Origin of the sequence: Burkholderia sp. Nafp2/4-1b, assembly GCF_003635165.1 — a bacterium.
Classification (GTDB): Bacteria; Pseudomonadota; Gammaproteobacteria; order Burkholderiales; family Burkholderiaceae; genus Burkholderia.
In genome coordinates, this window is sequence record NZ_ML058597.1 from 324,467 (window position 1) to 349,291 (window position 24,825).

A 24,825-nucleotide genomic window follows, 5' to 3' on the forward strand; every position below is an offset into this window, starting at 1 on the left:
CCGGAACCGGAGCCGCCATGGCCGAAAAGGACCAGAAGCCGACCGCGAAACGCTTGCGCGACGCGCGCCAGAAAGGCGACGTGCCGAAGAGCGCGGAAACGATTTCGTCCGCATTCTTCGTCGGCGTGTGCGTCGCGCTTGCGGTCGGGCTCGGCACGCTGTTCGCACGGCTGCAGGCGCTGTTCCGGCTCGTGTTCGACGCGGCCGGCGCGGCCGATCCGTCCGCGCGGCTCGCGGCGCTGATCGACGGCGCCGCGCGCGACTGGGCGACGCTGTCCGCGCAGATCGTCGCGGCCGGGCTGCTGGCGGGGCTGCTCGCGGGCTTCGTGCAGGTGGGCGGCGTGATGGCGTGGAGCCGCCTCGTGCCGCAGCTGTCGCGGCTCAATCCGGCCGAGGGGCTGAAGAACATGTGGTCGATGCGCAACCTCGTGAACCTCGCGAAGATGCTGCTGAAGACCGTGCTGCTGGTCGCGACGCTCGGCTGGCTGATCGTCGAGTCGCTCGATCCGTCGGTGCAGTCGGGCTTCACGCGGCCGATCTCGATCCTGGCGCTGATCGTGAAGCTGCTGATGCTGCTGTTCGGCTGGGCTGCGCTGATCTATCTCGTGATGGCGCTGATCGACATCGTGCACCAGCGCCACGAGTTCAACCAGAAGATGAAGATGTCGATCGAGGAAGTGCGGCGCGAGCACAAGGAAGACGAGGGCGATCCGCATATCGAGGCGAAGCGCCGGCAGCTCGCGCGCGAAGCGCAGTTCTCGTCGCTGCCCGACCGGATCGGCTTCGCATCGGTGGTCGTCTATTCGTCGAGCGTCGCGGTCGCGCTCTATTACGGCGGGATCGGCACGCTGCCGTGGGTGCTGGCGCGCGGCGAGGGCGAGGCGGCCGAGCGGATCGTGAAGCTCGCGCGCGACGCGCTGCGCCCGACGCTCGCGAATGCCGGGCTTGCGCACGCGCTGTACGAGAGCACGCCGGAAAAGGGCACGATCCAGCAGCAGCATTTCCGCGAGGTCGCCCAGTTGCTGAAGTGGGCGACCGGCGCACAGTGAGGGCACCGCCGGCGGGGGCGGATCGGGGCGGCGATTTCGATCGCGATGACGGGCGTGCCGCCGGCGGCGTTTCGTCTGACGGTGTGCCAGACGCTTGACGCGCCTTTTTTTCCGGTTTTCGCTCGCATTCACGGGCGAATTATTGCTGATTTATTTCTTCGTAATATGGCTCGACCGTCAGTCGGACGGCGGGCCGCGAGGTTGCGCCGCGCGTGACGGAACAGGTCAACACGAGCGGGACAAATCAATGTGCGGAATCGACGGCTTTCTGAATAGCGTCGCCTTCGATGAGGAGACAGCGCGCGGCACGCTCGCGCGAATGACGGCGAGCCTCGCGCATCGCGGGCCGGATGCGCAGGGGCTCTGGGTCGACCCGGAGGCCAGTATCGCGCTCGGCCACCGGCGGCTTGCGATCGTCGATCTGTCGGTCCATGGCCGGCAGCCGATGGCGTCCGCGTGCGGCCGCTACGTCATGGTCTTCAACGGCGAAATCTACAACCATCGCGAGCTGCGCGTGGAGCTCGAGCGCGCGGGTCGCGCCCCGGCGTGGCGCGGCCACTCCGACACCGAGGTGCTGATCGCGGCGATCGCCGCTTGGGGCGTCGACGCAACGTTGCGGCGCGCGACCGGCATGTTCGCGTTCGCGCTATGGAATCGCGCATCGCGGGTGCTGACGCTCGCACGCGACCGGCTCGGCGAGAAGCCGCTCTATTACGGGCGGATCGGCGACGCACTCGTGTTCGCGTCGGAGCTGAAGGCGCTGCGCGGCTATCCGGGCTTCGACGGCGAGATCGATCGCGATGCGCTGTGCCTCTATCTGCGCCAGTCGAGCGTGCCGGCGCCGCACACGATCTATCGTGGCATCAGCAAGCTGCCGCCCGGCACGTTCATCCAGTTCGAACATGCGCGCGACACGCCGCGCGCGCGTGCGTACTGGACGCTCGAGCAGGCGATCGAAGCGGGCCGCGAGCAGCCGTTCGACGGCAGCGCCGACGAGGCCGTCGAGCAGCTCGACACGATCCTGCGCCAGGCGGTCGCGCGGCAGATGGCAGCCGACGTGCCGCTCGGCGCGTTCCTGTCGGGCGGCGTCGATTCGTCGGCGATCGTCGCGCTGATGCAGGCGCAGTCGGCGCATCCGGTCGACACGTTCACGATCGGCTTTCACGAGGCCGGCTACGACGAAGCCGGCTATGCGAAGGCGGTCGCGCGCCATCTTGGCACTCGACACACCGAGTTGTACGTGACGGCCGACCATGCGCTCGATGTCGTGCCGAAGCTGCCGACCATCTACGACGAACCGTTCTCCGACGCGTCGCAGATTCCGACCTTCCTCGTGTCGGAGATGACGCGCCGGCACGTGAAGGTGAGTTTGTCAGGCGACGGCGGCGACGAACTGTTCGGCGGTTATACGCGCTACTTCCTGACGCCGCGGCTGTGGCGCAAGCTGCATCGCGTGCCGGCGGCGGTGCGCGCGCGGATCGCGGCCGCGCTGCATGCGCTGCGTCCCGATCATGCGGACCAGCTCGCGGCGGTCGCTCAGGGTGCGTGGAGCGGCGTGGAAGCGCGCGACTCGGCGACCCGCATCGGCGACCGGCTGCACAAGCTCGGCCACGTGATGACGGCCGAGAGCCGCATCGGGCTGTACCGTCTGCTGATGTCGTCGGTGCATCATCCGGAGCGCCTCGCGCTCGCCGGACAGGAGCCGCCGACGCCGCTCGATACCGTCTCCGCATGGCCCGCGAACCTGAGCTTCGCCGAGCAGGCGATGGCGATCGACACGCTCACGTACCTGCCCACCGATATTCTCGCGAAGGTCGATCGCGCGGCGATGGCCGTGAGCCTCGAGACGCGCATGCCGTTCCTCGATCATCACGTCGTCGAATTCGCGTGGCGCGTGCCCGCCGCGGTGCGGTTGCCGGAAGGGCAGCCGAAGGCGCTGCTGCGCCGGCTGCTGGATAGGTACGTGCCGTCGTCGCTGATCGACCGGCCGAAACAGGGCTTCTGCGCGCCCGTCGATCACTGGCTGCGCGGCGCATTGCGCGACTGGGCCGATGCGCTGCTGCAGCCGTCGCGGCTGCGCGACGAGGGCTTCTTCGATGCGGCGGCGGTCGAGCGGCTGTGGCACCAGCACCAGTCGGGCCGGATGAACTGGCAGCACCAGCTGTGGACGGTGCTGATGTTCCAGGCATGGCTGGAGGGGCAGCGCGCTGCATGAAACGGGATGACGCGGCGCGCCGCGCCGCGTCATGTCGTGCAGGTCACGCCGGTGTCGCGTCGACGCTCACCGACGCTTACTGATCGAGACACCGCACGCACAGCCGCCTGGCCTGGCTCGCCGGCAAGCCGCGACACATCATCACGACCGGGCGCGCATGGCACGACGGCGCGTCGGCCGATGCCGCGGGCGCTGCGAGCCTGCGCGCGCGTTCGGGCGGCGTCGTGGCGGCTGCTTCCATGCGCCGCTGCCGCGCCGGCGGCGGCACGTCGCGCACCACCGGAATCGGTTCGACGCCGCCTTCGCGCGCGTTGCGCTGCGCGCTCGCGACGACGCGGCTCACATAGCCGCTCGAGAACCCGGTCGTGAAGTTGCCGCTGTAGTAGCACGACAGCGCCGCGCGCAGCGCGGCCTGCGCGGGGCGGCCGGTGTTCGACGATCGCCCGAAGCATTCGGTCAGGATCGCGCCGCCCGCCCGCAGGTTGTGGCACGGCTCGAACATCGTCGAGTCGTCGAGGCCGTATTTCGCGAAATTGCGCTCGTTCACCTGCGCGAGGCCGACACTGTAGCTGAAGCCGCGTGCGGCCAGCTCGCTCGCGGTCGCGCGTGCTTCGTCGAGCGATGCGGGCTGGCGCGTCAGATGGCCGCCGACGACGCCGATCGCATACGGATTGAATCCGGACTCCGTGCGCACCAGCGCGGCGAGCGTATCGGGGTCGACGTTCGGCGCGCAGGCGCGCGCGAGCTGCGCGAAGCCGGCGGCGCTGCCGGCCGCGTGTGCGTTGCGCGGCTGCATGCCCGCGCAGGCGAGCGCCAGTGTCAATGTCAATGCGAGCACCGCACACAGGCTTGCCGCGGCGCCGCGCAGGCCGCGCGCGTTCATCCCGCCCCCGCCACGCGATACGACAGCACGAGCCCGTGCACGAGCAGCGACCAGCCGTCGAGCGCGACGAACAGCAGCAGCTTGAACGGCACCGAGATCGTCGTGGGCGAAATCATCTGCATCCCTAATGCAAGCAGGATGTTCGCGACCAGCAGGTCGACGACGATGAACACGATATAGATCACGAAGCCGATCTGGAACGCCTTGGTCAGCTCGGCGAGCGTGAAGCTCGGCACCAGCACGAGCAGGTCGTCGTCCTTGATGCCGTCCGCGCGATTCTTCGGCCATACCGACGTTGCGGTGCGCACGAAGAATTCGCGGTCGCGCTGCCGCGTATGCGACACCAGGAAATCCTTGATCGGCGGCAGCGCGGCATCGGCGAGCACGCCGATATCGGCGGTCGACAACTGCCCCGATGCATCGAAGTGGCGCGATTGCAGCGCATCGCGAATCGACATGCCGACCGGCGCCATGATGAACAGCGACAGGATCAGCGCGATGCCGTTCAGCACGAGGTTCGGCGGCACCTGCTGGATCCCGAGTGCGGAGCGCAGCAGGCCGAGCACGACCACGAGCTTCGTGTAGCTCGTCACCATCAGCGCGGCGAACGGCGCGATGCCGAGCGCGGCGATTACCGCGATCAGCGCGACCGGATTCGGCAGGCTGCCCATCGTTCAACGCTCGCGCGGCGCGGGCTGCGTCAGCGTGACGACGCGCACGCCGAGCTTCTGGCCGACCGCGATCAAGTGGCCGGTGCCGATCAGCATCCCGTTCGCGACGAGACGGATCACGCTCTGGTTGATGCCTTGCTGCAGTTCGATCACCGCGCCCGGCTGCAGCGCGCCGAGTTCGCCGAGCGGGATCGACGTGGGCGGCAGCTCGAAACGCAGGTCGACCGCGAGGCCGTCGAGCGTGCGCGGCGCATCGTCCGGCGCCGCGTCGTGCGCGGTCGCGGGCGGGGTGTCGGTGCGGGTCGGTTCCAAAGGCATCTCCCTGATTCGTTCGACGGTCAGCCGGGTTCCCGACGGCCGTCCGGTGATCTCCCACGCCGGCGCGGCCGGCACGCGCGCGACGCACAGCAGGTTCTGCTCGTGCGCGCGCCAGTGCTCGATCGCGATGATGTCGCCGGCGACGACGTCGGCCAGCTCGGCCATCGTCAGCTCGGTCCGGCCGATCTCGAACACCAGCGGCACCGGCAGGCTTGCATACGCGGCGCGCGTCTCGGGCCGTGCGGCCGGCGGCGCCGCGAAGAACACGGCGAGCGCGTCCGGCGCATCGAACAGCAGCGCGCCGTGACAGCGCCACGCGCCGTCGGCGCGCCGCAGCTCGCAGCGCAGCGCGGCCGGTGCGGTGCGCCACGCGGGCACGTTCGCGGGCGGCGGCAGCAATTCCACGCGTTGCCGTGTCGCGGCCTGCAGCACGGCCGCGAGCGGCGCGGCGAGATCGGCGAGCAGCGCCGCGCGAATCACGGCCGGGACGGCCGGGTCGGCCGCGTCGCCGAGCCATTCGGTTTCCGCGAGCGGATCGATCCACAGCGTGCCGGCCGCCGGGCCGACGACGAAACGGTACGCATGCGCGTCGGCCGCCGGCTCGGCATCGACGCGCCAGCGCACCTCGTACGCGTGTTCGCCGAGCGTGACCGGAACCGCGGCTGTCATGCCGTACGCATGCGACAGCCCGCGCGCGGCGGCGGGGGACAGGCGCGGCAGGTAGGGCGACGCGTCGAGCGCGATCGCGGCCGGCGGCGGCGGGATGGCCGGCGCGGCGGCGGCCGGGGTGGCAGCGGCGGGCGGGGCCCGGTTCGCGGCGTCGCCGGCGTCGGCATTCGTCAGGGACAGCGCAGGCACGGCGGGATCAGGGCGGATTCGGCGTTGGTTCGACGGTTGTTGTGGCCGGCGGCGGGGGAGGCACGCGGCTGCTGCGTCGATTGTAGGGACGGCGCCGGCCGCGTGCCGCGCCGGAATCCGTAGTCGTGTGCAGCGCGTGGGGCGGTGGGTGGCGATGGGCTACGAAGGCTGTTGCGCGGGGGGCGATGCGGTGGTGGTGCGGTGGCGATGTGGAGGTGCTGCGATAAGGCGATAAGGCGTGGCGATGAGGCGGTGCAGTGGTGTGACGGGCGTGGCCGCGACCGTCGGTGAGCGCGCCGCTATCACCGTTCCAAGAACACCCGCCGCCCGCCGGCGGTGCTCATGTCGCGGCGAGGCACGCGTGCCGGGGCCGCGAGACGCCCCGCGAGACGCCGCACGTCGAACATGCAGCGCAGCGGGTCGCGGAATCCTGGCGCCGCGCCGCGCCGCGTTACGCGTAGTCCGCGGCCAGTGCCGACTGCGGCGCGGCGCGCAGGATCGGCGCCGCGTCGTGGCGTTCGACGTGCGTCATGGCCGCGCCGAACAGCACCAGCCGATAGCCGACGGCATAGATCGGGATGATGCGCAGGTTCTTGTCGTGATCGAGCTGCAGCTTCGAACGGATGCGCGAGATGTGGGTGTCGAGCGTGCGTGACGACACGCCGAGCTCGCGGCCCCACACCGCTTCCTGGATCGCTTGCCGCGGCACGATCTTGTTCATGTTGTCGAGCAGGAATTCGACGACATCGAATTCACGCGGCGTGACGTCGACGACTTTATTGTCGATTTCGATCGTGCGGCGCACGAAGTTGATTTTTATATTGTCGATGTACAGGTATTTGCAATCCATGTTGGCCCTCGCATGTCCGTAAAGGAGTGTTGCGGGACATGTACTGCAACTTCCGGGCCAAGGACTCGCCCTCAGGAAACGACGGTGGAAGCGGGCAGGGCCGACGGCGTGCCAGCCTTGAATCTAAAAGAATTCTTAACGCTGGACCGCCGTGCTCTCATTGAAGGGTCCGAGCAACATTGAAGGATTGTTACGTAGCATCAAACCGGAACGTTACGGGCGTTACGGGCTGTGTAACGTTGCGCGACCGCGGGGACGTGCTCGCGCCTGCCGGGTTCGACTGGACCGCGAGCCTGCGGGGAACCCTACATCGAACCCTAAATGGAACCCTGCTCGGGCGAGTCGGTTTTCTAGATGAATCAAAGCGTTGGAGCGGTTTTTTGCCGACCTGGAACCCTACTTTGAACCGCACTTCGGCCCCCTGCATCGGAGCCGGCTTCACCGACATTTTCCCGCCGCGCCGGCAATAAAAAACCGGCCGCGTAACGTTCCCGTTACGCGGCCGGCCCGGCGTTTCTGCTACTCGCCCGTCAAGCCTTCGCGGTATCGCCCGAATCGAACGGCAGCACGTAGTGCCGCTTGCCGGTGGCCGCGAAGATCGCGTTGGCCACCGCCGGCCCGATCGGCGCGACGCCCGGCTCGCCGACCCCGGTCGGTGCCTCCGCCGACGGCACGATATGCACCTCGACCTTCGGCATCTCGGCCATCCGCAGCACGTGATAGCCGTCGAAGTTGCGCTGCTCGACCTGGCCGTCCTTCAGCGTGATCGCGCTGTGCAGCGCCGCGCCGAGCCCGAAGCCGATGCCGCCTTCCATCTGCGCGGCGACGATGTCCGGGTTGATCGCGATCCCGCAATCGACCGCGCAAACCACGCGTTCGACCTTCACCTTGCCGTCGGCGTCGACCGACACCTCGGCCACCTGCGCGACATAGCTCTTGAACGCCTCGGCCACCGCGATCCCGCGCCCGCGGCCCTTCGGCAGCGGCTTCGCCGGATCCCAGCCGGCCTTCTGCGCGGCCAGCTCGAGCACCGCGCGCATCCGCGGCTCCTTCGCGAGCAGGTCGCGGCGGAACAGGTACGGATCCTTGCCCGCCGCGTGCGCGGCTTCGTCGACGAACGCCTCGACCGCATACGCGGTGTGCGAGCTGCCGACCACGCGCCACCACAGCACGGGCAGGCCGACCTTGGTGGTGGTGAGCTCGACCGACACGTTCGGCACCTCGTACGGCAGGTTCGCCGCGCCCTCGACCGACGTCGCATCGATCCCGTTCTTCACCATGAACGCTTCGAACGGCGTGCCGGCGAGAATCGACTGCCCGACGATCCGATGGCGCCAGCCGACCAGCCGGCCGTCCGCGGTCAGCCCCGCATCGAGCTTGTGGAAGTACATCGGGCGATAGAAGCCGCCCTGGATGTCGTCCTCGCGCGTCCATTGCAGCTTGACCGGCTTGCCGTCCGCGCCGAGCGCCTTCGCGATCGACACGGCCTCGACCACGTAGTCCGACCACGCGTTCGCGCGCCGGCCGAAGCTGCCGCCTGCATACAGCGTGTGGATCTGTACCTGCTCGGGCTTCAGGCCCGCGACCTTCGCCGCATTGCCCTGGTCGACCGTCTGGAACTGGTCGCCGGCCCAGATCTCGCAGTTGTTCGCGCTCAGCTTGACGACCGCGTCGAGCGGCTCCATCGGCGCGTGCGCGAGGTACGGGAATTCGTACGTCGCGCTGACCTTGCGCGCCGCGCCGGCAATCGCCGCATCGGCATCGCCGTCTTTGCGCGCCGACGCGCCTGGCTTCGCGGCGAGTTGCCGGTATTCGCGCATCAGTTCGTCCGAGCCGCGCTTCTCCGCCTTCGTTTCGTCCCAGTCGATCTTCAGCGCATCGCGGCCCTGTTTCGCGGCCCAGAAGCCCGTCGCGACGACCGCGACGCCGCCCGGTACCTGCACGACCGAGACGACGCCCGGCACGGCCTTCGCGGCGGTTGCGTCGAACGATTTCACCGTCGCGCCGAAGCGCGGCGGGCGCTGCAGCAGCGCGACGCGCATGCCGGGGAAGGTGGTGTCGAGCGTGAAATGGGCGGTGCCGTTCGACTTGGCCGACGCGTCGACACGCGGAATGCGATGGCCGATCAGCTTGAAGTCGGCCGGCTGCTTCAGCGTGACCTTGTCGGGCACCGGCAGCTTCGATGCGTCGGCGACGAGCGTGCCGTACGCCGCGGTCTTGCCGGTCTTCGCGTGCGTGACGACACCGTTGGCGGTGGTCAGCTCGCCGGCCGGCACCTTCCAGCGCGCGGCCGCGGCCGACACGAGCATCGCGCGCGCCTTGCCGCCGGCTTCGCGCAACTGCTGCCACGAGTTCGACATGGCCGAGCTGCCGCCCGTGCCCTGCATCGTGCCGAACGCGAGGTTCGCATAGCGCTTCGCATCGGCCGGCGCGCTTTCCACGCGCACGCGCGACCAGTCGGCGTCGAGCTCTTCGGCGACGATCGTCGCGATGCCCGTGTACGCGCCCTGGCCCATTTCGACGTGCTTGGCGATCACGGTGACCGCGCCGTCGGGCGTGATGCGCAGGAACGCGTTCGGCGCGAAGTCGGCGGCGGGTGCCGGCGCGGCGAGCGCTCGGCGGCCGAGGCCGGCCCATTCGAAGCCGATCGTCAGGCTCACCGCGGCAGCTGCCCCCGCGGCCTTCAGGAACGTGCGCCGCGACGGACGCACCGAACCGGCATTATCGAGTTCGATCGTCATGGTCAGGCTCCCAGCGTCGCGGCCGCGTCGTGGATCGCGGCCCGGATGCGGGCGTAGGTCGCACAGCGGCAGAGGTTGCCGTTCATCGCGGCGTCGATGTCCGCGTCGGTCGGCTTCGGGTTCTGTTCGAGCAGCGCGGTGGCCGACATGATCTGGCCGGACTGGCAGTAGCCGCACTGCGGCACCTGCAGCTTCACCCAGGCGGCCTGCACGGCCTGCGCGGGCTTGCTCTGCAGGCCTTCGATCGTCGTGACGTGCTTGTCCGCGATGCCGGCGAGCGGCAGCACGCACGAGCGCACGGCCTGGCCTTCGAGATGAACGGTGCACGCGCCGCACTGCGCCATGCCGCAGCCGAACTTCGTGCCGGTCAGCCCCGCGTGCTCGCGGATCGCCCAGAGGACGGGCATCGACGGATCGGCGTCGAGCGTCACGCTCTTGCCGTTCAGGACAAACGTGGTGGGCATTGTGTTGTCTCCGTGGGGAAAACCCGGCATGCGCCGGTTTAGCCGCGAGTGTGCGCGACACGTCCCGTTTTGCGTCTACCCAATCCTGCAAATTTATTGAACAATCCTGCAAATCCCCGGCACGGCGCCGGGCGTTTCGCTATCCTCCCGCGATTCAGGGAAATGAAGCGAGGAACCCGCCATGGATATGACCGATATCGCGGCGTCGCGCGAATCCGGGCGGCGCGAACTGGCGTCGCTCATCGGCCGTTTCGCGCCGACGGACGGCTCCCATTCGACCGCCGTGCCTGCGCTGATGCTGCACCGACATACGCATCCGGTCGATCTCGGCTGCGGCGTGTCGCGCGCCGCACTCGTGATCGCCGCGCAAGGGGCGAAGCGCGTGATCGTCGCCGGCCAGGCCTACGAATACGACGCGCAGCATTGCCTGATTACGTCGATCGACTTGCCGATTCTCTCGCGCGTCACGCAGGCATCGCCGGCCGCCCCGTATCTGTGCCTGACGCTGACGCTCGACCTGGAACGCATCGTCGAGCTCGCGGCCGAGATGCGGCTGCCCGAGCCCGATGCCGGCTCCGAAGGCGAGGGCATCGCGGTCGGCGAGCTCACGCCGCCGCTGCTCGATGCCGCGCTGCGGCTGGTGCGTCTGCTCGATACGCCGGCGGACATTCCGGTCGTCGCGCCGCTGATCGAAAAGGAATTGCTGTACCGGCTGATGACGAGCGGGCAGGGCACGCGACTGCGGCACATGGCCGTCGCCGGCAGCCAGACGCACCGGATCGCGCGCGCGATCGAATGGATCCGCGATCACTACGCGGAGCCGATGCGCGTCGAGGCGCTCGCGCAGGCGGTGAACATGAGCGTGTCGTCGCTCCACCATCACTTCAAGCATGTGACCACGCTGAGCCCGCTGCAGTACCAGAAGCAGTTGCGGCTGCACGAGGCGCGGCGGTTGCTGCTGCGGCAGGGCGGCGATGTCGGTTCGGTGGCCGCGACCGTCGGCTACGAAAGCGCGTCGCAGTTCAGCCGCGAATACAGCCGGCTGTTCGGCGCGCCGCCGATGCGCGACGTCGTGCATCTGCGCAAGCGGGAACTGCTCGGTACCTGACGGGGGCGCCGGCCATTTCCATTGCATTGCGCGCGACACGCCGAAATCGGCGGCCCTCGGAATCCGCGTGCCATGCACGCCGCACGCACGCATGCGCGATCGCGGTGTCAGCGCATGCAGCCGCGCCGCGCATGTACTTTTGTTTCATGCATGAGCGAATTGCACGCGTCACGAGCCTGTTTCAGGATGACGTTCCTGGTCGCTATCCCGGCGGAAATGTTTCTCGCGCGTATCACATGCCGCCATCCGGCCGTTTAAATGCGATGGTTACACGCATTGAATGCAGGGCAATGGCATGAGCGATTCGATGCGCGCGGGAAGGCGGCGGACAACCGTCACACGCGGCGCGGGCGCTTCTCGGGTTTGAAACACCTGGTCACGAAGCCATGGCGCGACGGGTTTCGTGCCGCATTCGTCCGTTTTTTTACCGCCATCGCTTCGCGCTGTTCAACGATCGCCGCGAGACGCTGAATGTTGTCGCGATACATTCCTGAAACAAAACAGATCATTCCCCGCAAAAAGCCTGTGTATCGCAGGCGGTGCGCGACCCGCGGCGGTCGGTGGAATAACGCATGGCATGCCGCTTGCGGTATGGGTCACATCGGCGAGCGGTCGAGATGATGCCATCGAGATGTTGAACGAGCAGACCCTCGTGAACGCCGCGAGCGTCCAGCAGGCGCTGACGACACACGCTCGCCCGCACAACACGGCATGTGTGCCGATGATGGTCGGCGATCCGCAAATGATTTGCATGATGCCGGGGGAAGGGTACGCACCGTCGTGGCAGTCGCCGGTATACGGCCGCCGCGCACCGTTTCACGCCGCGTGCCGCGCCAGAAAACTGCAAGCGACGAGGCCATCGTGAACCATCGCTGTCCGATCAGACTGTCAGGCCCGCCGGAAGGCGAATGGGCCGCCTGCACGCCGCCGTTCGTCGCGCTCGGGCGTCACCATACCGTGCTGCCGCGCCCGCTCGTCTACCTGTCGCAGCGTCCCGACGCGGGGCTCGTCGACAGTCTCGCCGCGCGCGGCTGGGACGTGTGGCGCGCAAAATCCGTTGCGGACGCACTCAATCTGCTGAAGACGAATCGACTGCATGCGGGCATCGTCGATTTCGGCGACTTCGCGGCCCCCGACGTCGTGTCGTTCGAGGCGCTGCTGCGCGATCCGCGAATCGGCTGGGTCGCGCTCGCCGACCACGCGCGGCTGCGCGACGGCATCACCGCGCGCCTGATTCGCCAGTGTTGCTTCGACTACGTGCGCAATGCGACGGCCTACACGACGATCGGTTATCTCGTCGGCCACGCGTACGGAATGCTGAAGCTCGGAGAAGGCGATCCGGCCGCCGATGTCGCGCCGCCCGGCGGGGCGATGATCGGCTCGTGCGACGCGATGCGCCGCCTGTTCGCGACGATCCGCAAGGTTGCGAACACCGAGGCCGCCGTGTTCGTCGCCGGCGAATCGGGCACCGGCAAGGAGCTGACCGCGGCCGCGATCCACCAGCATTCGTCGCGTGCCGACGCGCCGTTCGTCGCCGTGAACTGCGCGGCCATTCCGTCGACGCTGCTGCAGGCCGAGCTGTTCGGTCACGAACGCGGTGCGTTCACCGGCGCGTACCAGCGCAAGATCGGCCGCATCGAGGCCGCGCACGGCGGCACGTTGTTTCTCGACGAAATCGGCGACATGCCGTTGGAGAGTCAGGCGAGCCTGCTGAGGTTCTTGCAGGAAGGCAAGATCGAGCGGCTCGGCGGCCATGCGTCGATTCCGGTGGACGTGCGGATCATATCGGCGACCCACGTCGACCTCGAGGCCGCGATGCAGGCGGGGCGATTCCGTGCGGACCTGTATTACCGCCTGTGCGTGCTGCGCATCGACGAGCCGCCGCTGCGCGCGCGCGGCCGCGACATCATGCTGCTTGCCGATCACATGCTGCGGCGCTATCGCGGCGACAGCGCGCACCGGATTCGCGGCTTCATGCCGTGCGCGATCGAGGCGATCCACAACTACGCGTGGCCCGGCAACGTGCGCGAATTGATCAACCGGATCCGCTTCGCGGTCGTGATGACCAACGGGCCGCTGATTTCGGCCGTCGATCTCGAACTGCACCCGTACACGTCGCCCCGGCCGCCGACGCTCGTCGAAGCGCGCCGTCAGGCCGAGCGGCTCACGATCGAGGAAACGCTGTTGCGGCATCGGCACCAGCATGCCGACGTCGCCGCGGAACTCGGGATTTCGCGCGCGACGCTGTATCGCCTGATGACCGCGCACGGGCTGCACGGCTGATGCCGGTTGCGTTCATGCGTTCGCGCGGTCGCGCGGTCGGGCCGCGGATGGCGGCTCCAGCTCCAGCTCGCGTGGCCACCGTCGGCTGCCGGCCCGATGGCCTCGGCGTCAGGCCGGCCGTTCGAAGCCGGATTCGACCCAGCGTGCGGCGCTGGCCTGGTTGAGCTTGAACCCGGCGGACACCTTCGCGTCGGCCAGCAGCTCGCCGTATGGGTCGAATGCCTTCAGTTGCGCATACGGCTCGAACTCGTCCGGCACGATGTCGAGCGTGACCGACACGTCCTGCCCGTCGTCGTCCTGGACCGTCACTTCCTTGTGCAGCAGCGCGCGGCGCTGCTGCTCGTGACGCATCAGCACTTCGGTCGCCGTCTTCACGAGCGTGCGGAACGCGTTCGCGTCCATCGGCTTCGGATTCTTCTTGTCGCGGCCCATCGTCCAGGGGCCGACGAGCGCGGGCTCGGATTCGCCGTCCTTGATCATCTCGACGGCCCAGCCGTCGTCGTCTTCGTTCTTGATGATGCGGGCCGTCCAGCCGTTGTCGCGCCAGAGGCCGCTTTCGTGGATGGTGGTGTCGTCGGATTGCAGATCGGATTCGGTCATGGGGAAGCGGGAGTAGGGGTGGCCGGCGTACGGGCAGCCGGCATACGGGCAACCGGCGTACGGGCAGCCGGCATGCAGCCACCACGGCGAACCGGCGGGGCGCGCGGCCGGAAGGCGCGCTGCCGTCGGCTGGTCGCCCGGAGTGGCATGCAAAGGGCGCAATTTTACCCCGCGGGCCGTCCGGGCGGCCTGCGTCGCCGCAACGTTGGCCGTCCGGCCGATTCCGGCTGCGGCCGAACGATCGAACCGGCGCAAATATCAAACTCGTATTACGTTCCCGCACGCCAATCTATACGCCGTCCGATATCCCGGCCGCGCGCCGCTTCCTAAAATGACGGTCGGGATAAAAATATCCCAAACGTCGATTCAACGCCGATCCGGCCGTGCACGCATTCCGCGCTGCGCGGCCCGGCGAACCTTCTGGAATTGCGCATGGGGAAATTCAGGATTCGCACTGTTTTCGCGTACGACTGGCCGTTGACGCTCGCAGGCATGGAGCACATTGCCGTCGACGCGTGCGCGATCGATCTCGTCGGCGTCTGCCGGACGCCGGAACAACTGATCGAGGCGCTCGGCAGCATCGGCTGCGACATCGTGCTGGTCGACTACGCAATCCGCGGCGACACGCAGATGGACGGCCTCGCGCTGTTCGACTGGCTGCGTCGCACGCACCCGAACATCGGAATCGTCGCGCTGGTGGGCAACGAGAATCCGGTGATCTTTCGCTCGATTCTCGCGCAAGGCGGCGCGAGCCTCGTCAGCAAGTTCGACGAGGTTGGTCACATCGTTACCGCGATTCATTCGAGCTACAGCGGCGGGCGCTATCTGTCGCCGCTCGTGCGGCGCGAACTCGATGCGCTCGCCGAACACGACCAGCCGCCGGTGAAGCTGTCGACGCGCGAAATCGAGGTGATTCGCCTCTATCTGGCCGGCGTGCCGATCAAGACGATCGCGCAGCGGCTCAACAAGGGCAAGCAGACGGTCAGTGCGCAGAAGATCAGCGCGATGAAGAAACTCGGCGTGACCAACGACATCGAGCTGGTTCAGCGAGCGTCCGGCCTCGGGCTCGGTGGCGCCCGAGCCGTGAGCCGGCCGGGCGGCGCGGGGTAGCGGCGGCAGAAGGGCGGAATTCGCCAGATTCCGTCCCGCGCGCGACGTCAGGCCGGCAATGCGAAGCGCGTAACCGCGTCGCGCAGCGCTTCGGCCTGGTCGCGCAGCGAGTGCGCGGCGGCCGCGGCTTGCTCGACGAGTGCCGCGTTCTGCTGCGTGACCTGGTCCATCTCGCCCACCGCGCGGTTGACCTGCTCGATCCCCGCGCTCTGCTCGCGCGACGCATGGCTGATCTCGTCGAGGATCTCGTTTACGCGCCGCACCGACTGCACGATCTCGGCCATCGTCTCGCCCGCATGCGTGACGAGCGTCGCGCCCTGCTCGACGGTTTCGTTCGACGACACGATCAGCGACTTGATCTCCTTCGCGGCGGTCGCCGAGCGTTGCGCGAGCGAGCGCACTTCGGCCGCGACCACCGCGAAGCCGCGGCCCTGTTCGCCCGCGCGCGCTGCTTCGACGGCCGCGTTCAGCGCGAGAATGTTGGTCTGGAACGCGATCCCGTCGATCACGCCGATGATGTCGCCGATCTTGTGCGAGCGGTCGGTGATCTCGTTCATCGTGCGCACGACGTTGTCGACCACCTCGCTGCCGCGCGTCGCGACCTGCGCGGCCTGGCCGGCGAGCGTCGCGGCCTGCGCGGCGCTGTCCGCGTTCTGCTTCACGTTCGCGGTCATCTGGTCCATGCTCGAGGCGGTCTGCACGAGCGCGGCCGCCTGTTCCTCGGTGCGCTGCGACAGGTCGGTGTTGCCCGACGCGATCTCGCCCGCACCGACATTGATGTTCTCCGTGCCCATCCGCACGCGCGACACCATGTCGATCAACCCGCTCTGCATCGTATGCAGCGCATGCAGCAGGCTGCCGCGGTCGTCATGCTTAACATTCACGCGCGCGGTGAGGTCGCCCTGCGCGATGCGCTGCGCGGCGTCCAGCGCGACTTCGAGCTCGCCGCCGAGGTTTGCGCGCACGCTTCTCAGCACGAGCACCATCACGGCGGTCGCGATCGCGCCGAGCACGGCCGTCATCACGAGCCAGCGGCCGACGCTCGCGAGCACGGCCGAACGCACGTCGTCCATGTACATGCCCGTCACGAGATACCAGTCCCACGGCGCGAAGCGCTGCACCGCGCTGGTCTTGTCCTGCGGCTTGTCGGCACCCGGCTTCGGCCACAGATACTCGACAAAGCCCTTGCCGCCTTCCAAGTTGCCGGCCTTCACGATCTCGACGAACAGGTGCTTGCCGTTCGGGTCCGCGAAATTCGATACGTCCTTGCCGTTGAGCTCGGCCTTGATCGGATGCATCACGATCACCGGCTTCGAATCGTTGACCGAGATATAGCCGTCGGTGCCGTGACGCATCGCGGCGATCGCCTCGAGCGCCTTCTGTTTGGCCTCGGCTTCCGGCAACGCGTTCTGCTGCGACAGCTTGTAGTAGTGGTCGGTGACGCTCGTCGCCTGCGCGACCAGCGACGCCAGCTGGTCGCGGCGGTCAGAGATCATCGACGCACGCGTCTGCCATGCGCCGATCCCGGCGATCACGAGCAGGCCGAGCCACAGGATGACGATCATCGAAGCGAGTTTCTGGTTCAGGGAAAGGGTGCGCATGGAGTGTGAGGTCGGTCGGTCGAACAGGCGCGCCGGAACGGCGTGACGGGATAAGTCTTTGACGGCGCGCGACGCAGGTTGCCGTAGGCGGGAAATCCCTTAGATACGGCGGACGCCCGATGCCACCGAGCGCGGCGCGGTCATCTATGCATATACATATTCGACGTCGCTATACTGTCGGGCGATGGCGGCTGCGCTGTTCGTCCGGCAGCCCGGGCAGAAGGGCGACGCCGAACGAACCCGAAAGGAGGCAACGATGCGAATTCTGGTGGTAGGAGCCGGCGCGGTCGGCGGATATTTCGGCGGCCGGTTGGCAGCGGCGGGGCGCGACGTGACGTTCCTGGTGCGCGACGGCCGCGCGGCCGCGCTCGCGCGCGACGGGCTCCTGATCCGCAGCCCGCGCGGCGACCTGACGCTCGCGAACGTGCAGACGCTGCGTGCGAGCGATACGGCCGCACCGTTCGACCTGGTGCTGCTGAGCTGCAAGGCGTACAGCCTCGACGATGCGATCGCGTCGTTCGCGCCGTTCGTCGGACCGTCGACGCTGATCCTGCCGATGCTCAACGGAATGCGCCATCTCGACGTGCTGCGCGAGCGCTTCGGTGCCGCGCAGGTGCTGGGTGGCCTGTGCGTGATCGCGGCGACGCTCGATCGCGAGCAGCGGATCGTGCACCTGAACGACACGCACGGCGTGTCGTTCGGCGAACTCGCCGGCGGCGATTCGGCGCGCGTGCGTGCGGTGGCCGACGTGCTCGGCGGCGCGGGCTTCGATGCGACGCTCAGCGACGACATCGCCGCGCGGATGTGGGACAAGTGGGTGTTCCTTGCGACGCTCGCGGCGAGCACGTCGCTGTTTCGCGGGTCGATCGGCGACATTCTCGCCGCGCCGGACGGCCGCCGCCTGCTCGAAACGATGCTCGCCGAATGCAGCGCGATCGCCGCGTACAACGGTCACCAGCCCGATCCGGCCGCGGTCGAGCGGATGCAGCGCATGGTGCTGACGCCGTCGCCGCTGACCGCGTCGATGTTGCGTGACGTCGAGAACCGTGCGCGGGTCGAAGCCGATCACGTGATCGGCGACCTGCTGGCGCGGCGCGATCCGCACGCGGCGGATGCGCTGTCGCTGCTGCGGATCGCGTACAACCACCTGAAGACGTACGAGGTGCGCGTCGCGCGGGAAAGCGCGGCCGCGTAGGGACGGTAGCGGCCGAGGTGTCGGCCGCGAGGTTGCGGCGCGCCGGTTGGTGAGCGCGCCGGCAAATGCGACACGGGCCGCACGCCCGGCTAAATGGGATCCTTGCTCGGCGGCCCGTCCGGTTGCTGCGGATTGTCGTGAGGATGTCCCGGCGGCGGTGGCGACAGCGGATCGTCTTCCGGGTCGCGGTTCGGGTCGGCCGGGGGCTCGGGCATCGGGGTCGTGTGGTCCATGGGGAACTCGCGCAATGCGTGACGGCGGTGGCGCGGCGGGTGCGCCTCGTCTCCGTTATAGGCAATCGGGCGACGGTTTGCTGCGCGATTCTCGCGGCGGCGGGCGGATGGCCGGCGATTCGCGCGCCCCTGCAGGTATCGCGCCGGCTCATGCGACGACAGCGATGTGCGATGTGCGATGCGCGATGCGCGGTGCGGCCTGCGAGCGTCTTGCCGGCATGCAGCGCGAAGCCGACGTCGATCAGCGCATCGCCGCCGCGCCGGTGAGCCGGTGTCAGCGCAGATCCGCGGGCGTATCGACGTCGCGCAAGATGCCGGGATCGTCGACGTCGAGCAGGTTCACCGGTGCGCTGGCGAACAGCGCGCGGGCGCCCGTATCGCCGTCGAGCGCGGCCAGCGCTTCGTAATGCAGGGCGGCGAAGCCGACGGGATGGCCGCGCACGCCACCATGTGCGGGTGCGACGATCGATGCGTCGTCGGCGTCGAGCGCGCGCGTGACCGCTTCATAGGTGGACGCTGCGATCCACGGCATGTCGCCGAGCGCGACCAGCCAGCCCGTTGCTTCCGGCGTCGCGCGCACGCCTGCCGCCAGGCTCGCGCCCATGCCGCGCATCGCATCGGGCGCATAGACGACCTGGCAACCGGCTTCGTTCAGCAGAGTCGCGAGTTTTTCGGCGCCGGGGCGCACGACGGCGATCACGTCCGCTGTGGCCGCGGCGAGATGACGGGCGGCCGCGACCGCAACCGGCGTGCCGTCGGGAAGCAGCGCGAGCAGCTTGCTGTGCAGACCGCTTGGGTCGAAGCGTTGACCGAGACCGCCGGCGAGCAGGACGCCGGTGGCGAGTGACGCATAGGACATCGGCGCGGGGGGACAAAGGCAGGTGGCCCGATTGTGCGGGAGCGGGCGGGGATCGGCAAGTGCGGATGTTACCGATCCGGCGGCGATGGCGTCGGAAAGAATGTCGAGGAGCGGGTAATTCGCATCGCCCTCGCAGTGCGTGTGGTGCGCCGGGTAATCCGTTGTGGGCGAACTTATCCGACGAATCGCCGCGGTAGGCCGCCGGAAGCGGGGTGTCGGCTTCGCCTGACGGTGGTGTGCGGCTTACCAGAGCGTCTTGACGTGCGCGTATGCGCGGATTTTTTCGTCACGGGTGACGAGCGGCGCACCGAGCCGCCGAGCGGTGGCAACGATCATGCGGTCGGCCGGATCCCTGTGGAACGCGCCGGGCAGCGCGGTGGACTTGGCGGCGATGTCTGCGTCGATCGGCACGAAGCGCATGCCGTCGATCTGCGCGACCGTGGCGAGCCACGCGTCGACGTCCATCGTCAGCGCGAGGCGCTCGTTGCGCACCAGCATCGCGATTTCCCATGCGGAAATTGCGGACGCAGCGAGCGCGCCTTCGCCGAGCGCACGATCGATTGCGCTTCGGGCCTTCTTGCTGAGCGACGGATCGCCCGCCACCCACCACACCAATGCATGTGTATCCAGCACGATCACCGCGACGCCTCCCAATCATCTTCCGCAATCGGATCGAGAGGATTGTCGTAGCGCATGACCGAGCCGCGCAATATGTCCAACGGCCGGGTTTCGCGTGCGCGGTACGGCCGGATTTCCAGCGCCGGCTTGCCGTGGTCGGTGACGATGAGGCTTTCACCCGACGCCTCGACGAGCCTGAAATATTCGAGTGCGCGAGCCTTGAATTCGGATTTCGATACGGGTGCGTGCGGCATCATGATATGAGCATGGTCATATGACAGTGGTCATTTTAGACGCGCATGGTGCTCCGATGCAAGCGACGGGGGCAGAGGCTTCGCGGTGTCTTGGCCCGCGATCGCGGCGTTATCGGCTCACCCTACGCATCCGCCCACTTCCTCAACAGGTTGTGATAAATCCCCGTCAATGAAATGACCATCGGGTCGCTCGCGCCTTTTTCCGCGGAAAGCGCCTGAATCTGCGTATCGAGCTGAAACAGCAGCGTGCGGTCGCCGTCGTCGCGCACCATGCTCTGGATCCAGAAGAACGACGCGACGCGCTCACCACGCGTCACAGGCATCACGCGGTGCAGGCTCGATGCCGGATACAGCACGAGATCGCCGGCCGGCAGCTTCGCGCGATGCACGCCATACGTATCCTCCACGCACAGCTCGCCGCCGTCGTACGCATCGGGTTCCTCGAGAAACAGCGTCGCCGACAGATCGCTGCGCACGCGAAAATCCGTGCCGCGCAGCAGCCGGATCGCATTGTCGACATGCGTGCCGAACGTCTCGCCGCCTTCGTAGCGATTGAACAGCGGCGGAAATACCTTCAGCGGCAGCGCCGCCGAAAAGAACAGCGGATGTCGCGCGAGCGCATCCTGGATCGCATCGCCGATCGCACGCGCGACCGGCGAATCTTCCGGCAACTGCCGGTTCCGTTTTGCCAGCGCCGACTGCGCGCCGGAAGTCGCGTTGCCGTCGACCCAGTCGGCGGTATCGAGCATCTCGCGGCATTGCGCGACCAGTGCCTTGGTCAGCACGCCGGGGATATGAAGCATCATGATTCACTTTCCATGCCGTAAGACGGCAACTGCAGCGCCGCCGCGCGCAACGCATCGAGCGGCGACGCTGCGAGATACGCGCGCATCTTCGCGACGAACGCAGGCGTTGCCGTGGCCGGCACGCGCGCGAGCCAGCGGAGCGCGTCGTCGATGCGCCCGCGATCGGCAAGCAGCCGCGCATAGTTGAACTGGCCACGAAAATCGCCGGCCTCGGCGGCACGGCGATAGTGGTCGAACGCGGCGTCGGTATCGGCGGCGACGACCCAGCCGTCCTCGTAGAAGCCGCCGATCAGGTTGATCGATTTCGCATGGCCGAGCGCGGCCGCACGGCGGAACCAGTCGAGCGCGGCGGTGCGATCCTCGTCGACGCCGCTGCCGAGCGCGAGCGCCGTCGCGTAGTTGTACATGCCCCAGTCGAGCCCGGCCTGCGCGGCGAGCCGATACCAGTACACGGCCACCGGCGCGCACGCGGCCGTTCCCCAGCCGAACTCGTAGCAGCGGCCGAGCATGTTCATCGCCATCGGGTGGCCGGCGCGCGCCGCGTGCCCGAACCAGCCGAACGCGGCGGCCGGATCGCGCGCGACGCCGTGTCCGTCGAGCAGGTACTGTCCGTAGACGGCCTGCGCATCGACGATGCCATTTTCGGCGGCCGCCGCGACCCACGCGGCGGCGCGCTCGGGCGGCCCCGCCAGGATGTCGGCGAACGCGCGCGGCGACACCGATGCGAGCGCCTTCAGCGAGACGGCCTCCATCGATCAGTAGCGCGCATTCAGCGTGACGAACGCCGACCGGCCCGGCGCGATCGACGCGTAGTGCGCCGGATACGCCTGATCGAAATACGTGCGGTTGAACAGGTTGTTCACGTTCAGCTGCAGGTCGAGCTTTTTGTTGATCCGGTATTGCGCCATCGCGTCGAAGCGCCAGTACGACGGCACCGCACGCAGGTTCGCCGGATCGCCGAACACTTCCGACATGTAGAACGCACCGCCGCCGACGGTGAACTTCGGCGTCACGTCGTAGTTCGACCACATCGTCAGGCTGTGCTTCGGCGTGTTCGGAAAGCGGTGGCCGTCGTTCGCGGCGTCCCTGCCGTTGTCGCGCAGTTCGCTCTTCATGTACGTGTAGCCGCCGAACACCTGCCACTGCTTCGTGATCTGCCCGGCGACACCGAGCTCGAGACCCTGTACGCGCTTGTTGCCGACCATCGCGTACTGGTTGTTCGGCAGCGTCACGCGCGCGTTCGTCGTGTCGATCTGGAACAGCGCGGCGGTCAGCGACAGCTTGTCGTTCAGCACGTTCCATTTCGTGCCGAGCTCGATGCTGCGGTTTTTCTCGGGCGCCATCTGGTCGGCGTTCGGGCCAACGCCGCCGCGGCCCGGCGTGAGCGACTGCGTTTCGCTGCCTTCGCCGAGCAGCATGCCGGCCGGCGTCGACGACGTCGCGTAAGACGCGTAGATGCTGCCGTTCTGCGCGGGCTTGAACACGAGGCCGGCCTGCCAGTTGAACAGCGTGTCGTCGCGCGTATAGGTCTTGCCGCCGTTCGCCTTGGTGTCGGTGAAGCGGGTCGAGTAGTCGTCGACGCGCACGCCGGCGTTCACCTGCCAGCGCGGCGTGAGCTCGATCGTGTCGAAGCCGTAGATCGACTTCGTCGTGGTGCGCGCATGCGCATAGTCGTTGTTGCGCGTGACGGAGCCGGCCCACGGATCGTTCGGGTTCGGCGACCACAGGCTCGTGCAGTTGTAGCCCGACGGCGCGCCGATGCCTTTCTGGCAGATCGTGCCCTTGTCGGTCGCGATCGTGTACGAATCGCGCTTGCCCCATTCGCGCGACAGCTCGATGCCGGTCGTGAAGCTGTGCCTGAACGGGCCGGTGCGGAATTCGCCGAACAGTTCGGTCAGGTTCGCGATGCTGTTGATCGAGCTGTTGCGGTTGTTGTTGCGGCGCCAGACACGGCCGTTGACCACGTTGCCCTGGCTGTCGTCCGGCTGCGTCCAGATGTAGTCCTGCGTCGATTCCGTGTAGCGCGTGGTGTTGCGCACCGTCAGGTTCGGCGTGATGTCGTGCTCGATCTTGATCGTGCTGATGTCCGACGTGGTCTTGCGGAAGTCGCGGTCGATCAGGCCGTAGAAGTTGTGACGGTCGACGGGCGCCGGATAGATCGTGTCGACGTTCGCGGGCTTGTTCGACGCCGTGTAGAAGTACGGAATGCCGCCGTCGGGCATGTCGTCCGTCTGCAGGTGGTAGTAGCTCGCGGTCACGCGCGTCGGCGTGCCGAGGCCGAACGCGATCGACGGCGCGACGCCCCAGCGCTCGTTGTTGACGGCGTCGCGGCCGGCGACGTCGTTGTTGTGGGTCATCAGGTTCAGGCGGAACGCGGCGTGATCGGCGAACTGCCAGTTGCCGTCGGCCGTGAAGCGGCGATAGCGGTCGGTGCCGAGGCCCGCGCTCGCGGCGGCCGTCGTGCCGAGGTGCGGCGCCTTCGTGATCAGGTTGATGCTGCCGCCTGCGCCGCCGCGGCCGCCGTACGCGCCGTCGGAGCCCTTGGTGACCTCGACGCGCTCGGTGTTGAAGATCTCGCGCGTGGTCGCGCCCGTGTCGCGCATCCCGTCGACGAACATGCTGCCCTGGGTGTCGTAGCCGCGGATGAACGGACGGTCGCCGAGCGGGTTGCCGCCTTCGCCGGCGCCGAACGTGATGCCGGGCACGGTGCGCAGCGCTTCGGTGAGTGTTGCCGCGCCGCTGTTCTGGATCAGTTCCTGCGGGATCACGGTGACCGACTTCGGGGTGTCGACGAGCGGCGCGGTGAATTTCGCGGACGCGGAGAAGTCGGCCTTGTAGCTGTGCTCGGTCTTGCCCTGGATCTCGATCGGCGCGAGATGGCCTTCGGTGCTGACGGGCGCGGGCGGCGGCGTGCCATCGGCGAACGCGGGACTCGCCGCGAGCACGCTGCACAGGGTGGTGAACTTGCCGAGCTTCAACTCTTCAGGACGGGACTTCATGGTGCGCTTCGACCTCGCTGTGTGGCCCCCGCGGATGACGTGCTACGGAAACGTGTACGCCGCCGGGGATTATTACGATTTGTTTTCAGCCCGCATTCTATGTAATTTTCTGTTGAATGAGAAGCGTTCTTGTTTGCGTTTGTAAGATGAAGGTTGACGAATGTTACGGAGGGGGCGAAAGCTTGTGGGGCGGGGAAGGATGACCGATTGGCCGAGTGTTGCGGGCGTGGCGGGCGGCTTACAGTGGTTGTATCTTCCCTCGTCCAAGATGACAGCAGAGTGATAATATGACTGCATTGAAAGCAAATTTGGTGAGGCGCATCATGCCCGTGATCACTGTTCGAAATCTGCCCGACGAGGTGCATCGCGCACTTCGAATCCGTGCTGCACAACATGGCCGCAGTACCGAGGCCGAGGTCCGCGACATCCTGGAGCAGGCTGTTCGGCCCGGAGGGCGGCCGAAACTGGGAACGTTGCTCGCTGATATCGGGCGAGAGGCCGGCGGCATCGATTTCGAGATTCAGCGCGACAACACGCCAACCGATCCGATGAGCTTCGAATGATCCTGGTCGATACCAACGTCATTTCCGAGCCGCTGCGGCGCGAGCCGAGCGCAGCGGTGATCGAATGGCTCGACGCGCAGAACGTCGACACGTTGTTTCTAGCCGCGATCAGTCTGGCGGAGATGCGATTCGGCGTGGCCGCGTTGGCGGTGGGGCGCAGGCGGGACTCGCTGCACCAAAGCCTCGAGCAGCGCGTCGTGCCGTTGTTTCGCGGCCGGATCCTGCCGTTCGACGATGCGGCCAGCCAGGCGTATGCGAGCCTTCGCGCGAAGGCGCGTGCGACGGGCAACGCGATGGCGCCCGCCGATGGCTTCATCGCGGCAATCGCCGCAGCGAACGGCCTGATCGTGGCCACGCGCGACGTCGCGCCGTTCGAAGCAGCAGGCCTGCGCGTGATCGACCCGTGGGCCAACTGACGCGGGGTTGGCTGCGCCTGCATTGCCTGCATCGAGCATGAAAAACGCGCCGTGCAAGGCGGCGCGTTGGGTGCGTTACGTCAGCGCGCGACCGGTGAACCGAAGCAATCCCAAGTCCGGCCGCGCAACAC

General features: G+C 67.8%; 24 protein-coding genes and 1 pseudogene. 9 read left to right on the forward strand and 16 right to left on the reverse strand.

Annotated elements, in window-relative coordinates; translation table 11 throughout:
• Positions 1–17: 17 nt before the first annotated feature.
• Positions 18–1,049 carry an EscU/YscU/HrcU family type III secretion system export apparatus switch protein gene (locus C7H84_RS01535; RefSeq protein ID WP_121857088.1) on the forward strand — a complete coding sequence of 344 codons (1,032 nt, stop codon included), beginning with the start codon at positions 18–20 and terminating at the stop codon, positions 1,047–1,049.
• A gap of 247 nt (positions 1,050–1,296) precedes the next feature.
• Complete coding sequence (gene asnB, locus C7H84_RS01540) at positions 1,297–3,264, forward strand: asparagine synthase (glutamine-hydrolyzing) (RefSeq protein WP_121857089.1); 1,968 nt, start codon at positions 1,297–1,299, stop codon at positions 3,262–3,264.
• A 76-nt stretch (positions 3,265–3,340) separates the two neighbouring features.
• On the opposite strand, the gene C7H84_RS01545 is transcribed toward asnB, so the two are convergent.
• The 6 genes from C7H84_RS01545 to C7H84_RS01570 form a co-directional block, all read right to left on the reverse strand.
• The gene (locus C7H84_RS01545) at positions 3,341–4,147 is read right to left on the reverse strand and encodes a lytic transglycosylase domain-containing protein (RefSeq protein ID WP_121857090.1); all 807 of its coding nucleotides are present in this window, start codon (positions 4,145–4,147) and stop codon (positions 3,341–3,343) included.
• On the reverse strand, positions 4,144–4,818 hold the full coding sequence (sctR, locus tag C7H84_RS01550; protein WP_057928844.1) for a type III secretion system export apparatus subunit SctR: 675 nt from the start codon (positions 4,816–4,818) through the stop codon (positions 4,144–4,146). Before sctR ends, C7H84_RS01545 begins: the two co-directional genes overlap by 4 nt.
• A gap of 3 nt (positions 4,819–4,821) precedes the next feature.
• The gene (gene sctQ / locus C7H84_RS01555; protein WP_121857091.1) at positions 4,822–5,994 is read right to left on the reverse strand and encodes a type III secretion system cytoplasmic ring protein SctQ; all 1,173 of its coding nucleotides are present in this window, start codon (positions 5,992–5,994) and stop codon (positions 4,822–4,824) included.
• 451 nt (positions 5,995–6,445) lie between these two features.
• The gene (locus C7H84_RS01560; protein ID WP_121857092.1) at positions 6,446–6,844 is read right to left on the reverse strand and encodes a winged helix-turn-helix domain-containing protein; all 399 of its coding nucleotides are present in this window, start codon (positions 6,842–6,844) and stop codon (positions 6,446–6,448) included.
• A 530-nt stretch (positions 6,845–7,374) separates the two neighbouring features.
• Positions 7,375–9,585, reverse strand: a complete 2,211-nt coding sequence (locus tag C7H84_RS01565; protein ID WP_121857093.1) for a xanthine dehydrogenase family protein molybdopterin-binding subunit — start codon at positions 9,583–9,585, stop codon at positions 7,375–7,377.
• Between the two features lie 2 nt (positions 9,586–9,587).
• Positions 9,588–10,049: a (2Fe-2S)-binding protein gene (locus C7H84_RS01570; protein ID WP_121857094.1), complete on the reverse strand. Its 462-nt coding sequence runs from the start codon at positions 10,047–10,049 to the stop codon at positions 9,588–9,590.
• 181 nt (positions 10,050–10,230) lie between these two features.
• On the opposite strand from C7H84_RS01570, the gene C7H84_RS01575 reads away from it, so the two are divergent.
• A complete protein-coding gene (locus C7H84_RS01575) occupies positions 10,231–11,157 on the forward strand; it encodes an AraC family transcriptional regulator (RefSeq protein ID WP_121857095.1) in 927 nt (308 codons plus the stop codon).
• A 335-nt stretch (positions 11,158–11,492) separates the two neighbouring features.
• On the opposite strand, the gene C7H84_RS36160 is transcribed toward C7H84_RS01575, so the two are convergent.
• Positions 11,493–11,645 carry a hypothetical protein gene (locus tag C7H84_RS36160; RefSeq protein WP_162999187.1) on the reverse strand — a complete coding sequence of 51 codons (153 nt, stop codon included), beginning with the start codon at positions 11,643–11,645 and terminating at the stop codon, positions 11,493–11,495.
• Between the two features lie 89 nt (positions 11,646–11,734).
• On the opposite strand from C7H84_RS36160, the pseudogene C7H84_RS37035 reads away from it, so the two are divergent.
• Positions 11,735–11,980, forward strand: a pseudogene (locus C7H84_RS37035) (hypothetical protein); the annotation flags it as partial.
• A 38-nt stretch (positions 11,981–12,018) separates the two neighbouring features.
• Positions 12,019–13,440 (forward strand): sigma-54 dependent transcriptional regulator, encoded by a 1,422-nt coding sequence (locus C7H84_RS01585; RefSeq protein WP_121857096.1) that lies wholly within the window; start codon positions 12,019–12,021, stop codon positions 13,438–13,440.
• 108 nt (positions 13,441–13,548) lie between these two features.
• Here C7H84_RS01585 and C7H84_RS01590 read toward each other — a convergent pair whose 3' ends face one another.
• Positions 13,549–14,040: a hypothetical protein gene (locus C7H84_RS01590; protein ID WP_121857097.1), complete on the reverse strand. Its 492-nt coding sequence runs from the start codon at positions 14,038–14,040 to the stop codon at positions 13,549–13,551.
• A 432-nt stretch (positions 14,041–14,472) separates the two neighbouring features.
• Here C7H84_RS01590 and C7H84_RS01600 point away from each other — a divergent pair, with 432 nt between their 5' ends.
• On the forward strand, positions 14,473–15,150 hold the full coding sequence (locus C7H84_RS01600) for a response regulator transcription factor (protein ID WP_121857098.1): 678 nt from the start codon (positions 14,473–14,475) through the stop codon (positions 15,148–15,150).
• 47 nt (positions 15,151–15,197) lie between these two features.
• On the opposite strand, the gene C7H84_RS01605 is transcribed toward C7H84_RS01600, so the two are convergent.
• Positions 15,198–16,751: a methyl-accepting chemotaxis protein gene (locus C7H84_RS01605; protein WP_121857099.1), complete on the reverse strand. Its 1,554-nt coding sequence runs from the start codon at positions 16,749–16,751 to the stop codon at positions 15,198–15,200.
• Positions 16,752–17,007: 256 nt separating this feature from the next.
• Here C7H84_RS01605 and panE point away from each other — a divergent pair, with 256 nt between their 5' ends.
• The gene (panE, locus tag C7H84_RS01610) at positions 17,008–17,946 is read left to right on the forward strand and encodes a 2-dehydropantoate 2-reductase (RefSeq protein ID WP_121857873.1); all 939 of its coding nucleotides are present in this window, start codon (positions 17,008–17,010) and stop codon (positions 17,944–17,946) included.
• 89 nt (positions 17,947–18,035) lie between these two features.
• On the opposite strand, the gene C7H84_RS36165 is transcribed toward panE, so the two are convergent.
• The 7 genes from C7H84_RS36165 to C7H84_RS01640 form a co-directional block, all read right to left on the reverse strand.
• Entirely contained in the window at positions 18,036–18,179 is a 144-nt protein-coding gene (locus C7H84_RS36165; protein WP_162840573.1) for a hypothetical protein, read from the reverse strand.
• 274 nt (positions 18,180–18,453) lie between these two features.
• Positions 18,454–19,038 carry a nucleotidyltransferase family protein gene (locus C7H84_RS01615; protein ID WP_121857100.1) on the reverse strand — a complete coding sequence of 195 codons (585 nt, stop codon included), beginning with the start codon at positions 19,036–19,038 and terminating at the stop codon, positions 18,454–18,456.
• Between the two features lie 243 nt (positions 19,039–19,281).
• Positions 19,282–19,677, reverse strand: coding sequence for a type II toxin-antitoxin system VapC family toxin (locus C7H84_RS01620; protein ID WP_121857874.1), 396 nt, complete (start codon positions 19,675–19,677; stop codon positions 19,282–19,284).
• On the reverse strand, positions 19,674–19,913 hold the full coding sequence (locus C7H84_RS01625; protein WP_121857101.1) for a type II toxin-antitoxin system Phd/YefM family antitoxin: 240 nt from the start codon (positions 19,911–19,913) through the stop codon (positions 19,674–19,676). Before C7H84_RS01625 ends, C7H84_RS01620 begins: the two co-directional genes overlap by 4 nt.
• 119 nt (positions 19,914–20,032) lie before the next feature.
• Positions 20,033–20,716, reverse strand: a complete 684-nt coding sequence (locus tag C7H84_RS01630; protein ID WP_121857102.1) for a Fe2+-dependent dioxygenase — start codon at positions 20,714–20,716, stop codon at positions 20,033–20,035.
• On the reverse strand, positions 20,713–21,468 hold the full coding sequence (locus C7H84_RS01635) for a tetratricopeptide repeat protein (protein ID WP_121857103.1): 756 nt from the start codon (positions 21,466–21,468) through the stop codon (positions 20,713–20,715). The genes C7H84_RS01630 and C7H84_RS01635 overlap by 4 nt, the downstream gene beginning before the upstream one ends.
• Before the next feature lie 3 nt (positions 21,469–21,471).
• Positions 21,472–23,715 (reverse strand): TonB-dependent siderophore receptor, encoded by a 2,244-nt coding sequence (locus C7H84_RS01640; protein ID WP_121857104.1) that lies wholly within the window; start codon positions 23,713–23,715, stop codon positions 21,472–21,474.
• Between the two features lie 323 nt (positions 23,716–24,038).
• Between C7H84_RS01640 and C7H84_RS01645 the strand changes: the two genes are divergently transcribed.
• Both C7H84_RS01645 and C7H84_RS01650 read left to right on the forward strand, forming a co-directional pair.
• Entirely contained in the window at positions 24,039–24,278 is a 240-nt protein-coding gene (locus C7H84_RS01645; protein WP_121857875.1) for an Arc family DNA-binding protein, read from the forward strand.
• Positions 24,275–24,694 carry a type II toxin-antitoxin system VapC family toxin gene (locus C7H84_RS01650; RefSeq protein WP_121857105.1) on the forward strand — a complete coding sequence of 140 codons (420 nt, stop codon included), beginning with the start codon at positions 24,275–24,277 and terminating at the stop codon, positions 24,692–24,694. Before C7H84_RS01645 ends, C7H84_RS01650 begins: the two co-directional genes overlap by 4 nt.
• The last annotated feature ends 131 nt before the right edge of the window (positions 24,695–24,825 follow it).

Coding starts and splice junctions, on each gene's coding strand:
- C7H84_RS01630 (WP_121857102.1), bottom strand. CDS start 20,716: ATGATGCTTCATATCCCCGGCGTGCTGACCAAGGCACTGGTCGCGCAA.
- C7H84_RS01565 (WP_121857093.1), bottom strand. CDS start 9,585: ATGACGATCGAACTCGATAATGCCGGTTCGGTGCGTCCGTCGCGGCGC.
- C7H84_RS01635 (WP_121857103.1), bottom strand. CDS start 21,468: ATGGAGGCCGTCTCGCTGAAGGCGCTCGCATCGGTGTCGCCGCGCGCG.
- C7H84_RS01600 (WP_121857098.1), top strand. CDS start 14,473: ATGGGGAAATTCAGGATTCGCACTGTTTTCGCGTACGACTGGCCGTTG.
- C7H84_RS01570 (WP_121857094.1), bottom strand. CDS start 10,049: ATGCCCACCACGTTTGTCCTGAACGGCAAGAGCGTGACGCTCGACGCC.
- C7H84_RS01575 (WP_121857095.1), top strand. CDS start 10,231: ATGGATATGACCGATATCGCGGCGTCGCGCGAATCCGGGCGGCGCGAA.
- C7H84_RS01535 (WP_121857088.1), top strand. CDS start 18: ATGGCCGAAAAGGACCAGAAGCCGACCGCGAAACGCTTGCGCGACGCG.
- C7H84_RS01545 (WP_121857090.1), bottom strand. CDS start 4,147: ATGAACGCGCGCGGCCTGCGCGGCGCCGCGGCAAGCCTGTGTGCGGTG.
- C7H84_RS01645 (WP_121857875.1), top strand. CDS start 24,039: ATGCCCGTGATCACTGTTCGAAATCTGCCCGACGAGGTGCATCGCGCA.
- C7H84_RS01625 (WP_121857101.1), bottom strand. CDS start 19,913: ATGATGCCGCACGCACCCGTATCGAAATCCGAATTCAAGGCTCGCGCA.
- C7H84_RS36165 (WP_162840573.1), bottom strand. CDS start 18,179: ATGGACCACACGACCCCGATGCCCGAGCCCCCGGCCGACCCGAACCGC.
- C7H84_RS01650 (WP_121857105.1), top strand. CDS start 24,275: ATGATCCTGGTCGATACCAACGTCATTTCCGAGCCGCTGCGGCGCGAG.
- panE (WP_121857873.1), top strand. CDS start 17,008: ATGCGAATTCTGGTGGTAGGAGCCGGCGCGGTCGGCGGATATTTCGGC.
- C7H84_RS01590 (WP_121857097.1), bottom strand. CDS start 14,040: ATGACCGAATCCGATCTGCAATCCGACGACACCACCATCCACGAAAGC.
- C7H84_RS01615 (WP_121857100.1), bottom strand. CDS start 19,038: ATGTCCTATGCGTCACTCGCCACCGGCGTCCTGCTCGCCGGCGGTCTC.
- C7H84_RS01560 (WP_121857092.1), bottom strand. CDS start 6,844: ATGGATTGCAAATACCTGTACATCGACAATATAAAAATCAACTTCGTG.
- asnB (WP_121857089.1), top strand. CDS start 1,297: ATGTGCGGAATCGACGGCTTTCTGAATAGCGTCGCCTTCGATGAGGAG.
- C7H84_RS01605 (WP_121857099.1), bottom strand. CDS start 16,751: ATGCGCACCCTTTCCCTGAACCAGAAACTCGCTTCGATGATCGTCATC.
- C7H84_RS01640 (WP_121857104.1), bottom strand. CDS start 23,715: ATGAAGTCCCGTCCTGAAGAGTTGAAGCTCGGCAAGTTCACCACCCTG.
- sctR (WP_057928844.1), bottom strand. CDS start 4,818: ATGGGCAGCCTGCCGAATCCGGTCGCGCTGATCGCGGTAATCGCCGCG.
- C7H84_RS36160 (WP_162999187.1), bottom strand. CDS start 11,645: ATGTATCGCGACAACATTCAGCGTCTCGCGGCGATCGTTGAACAGCGC.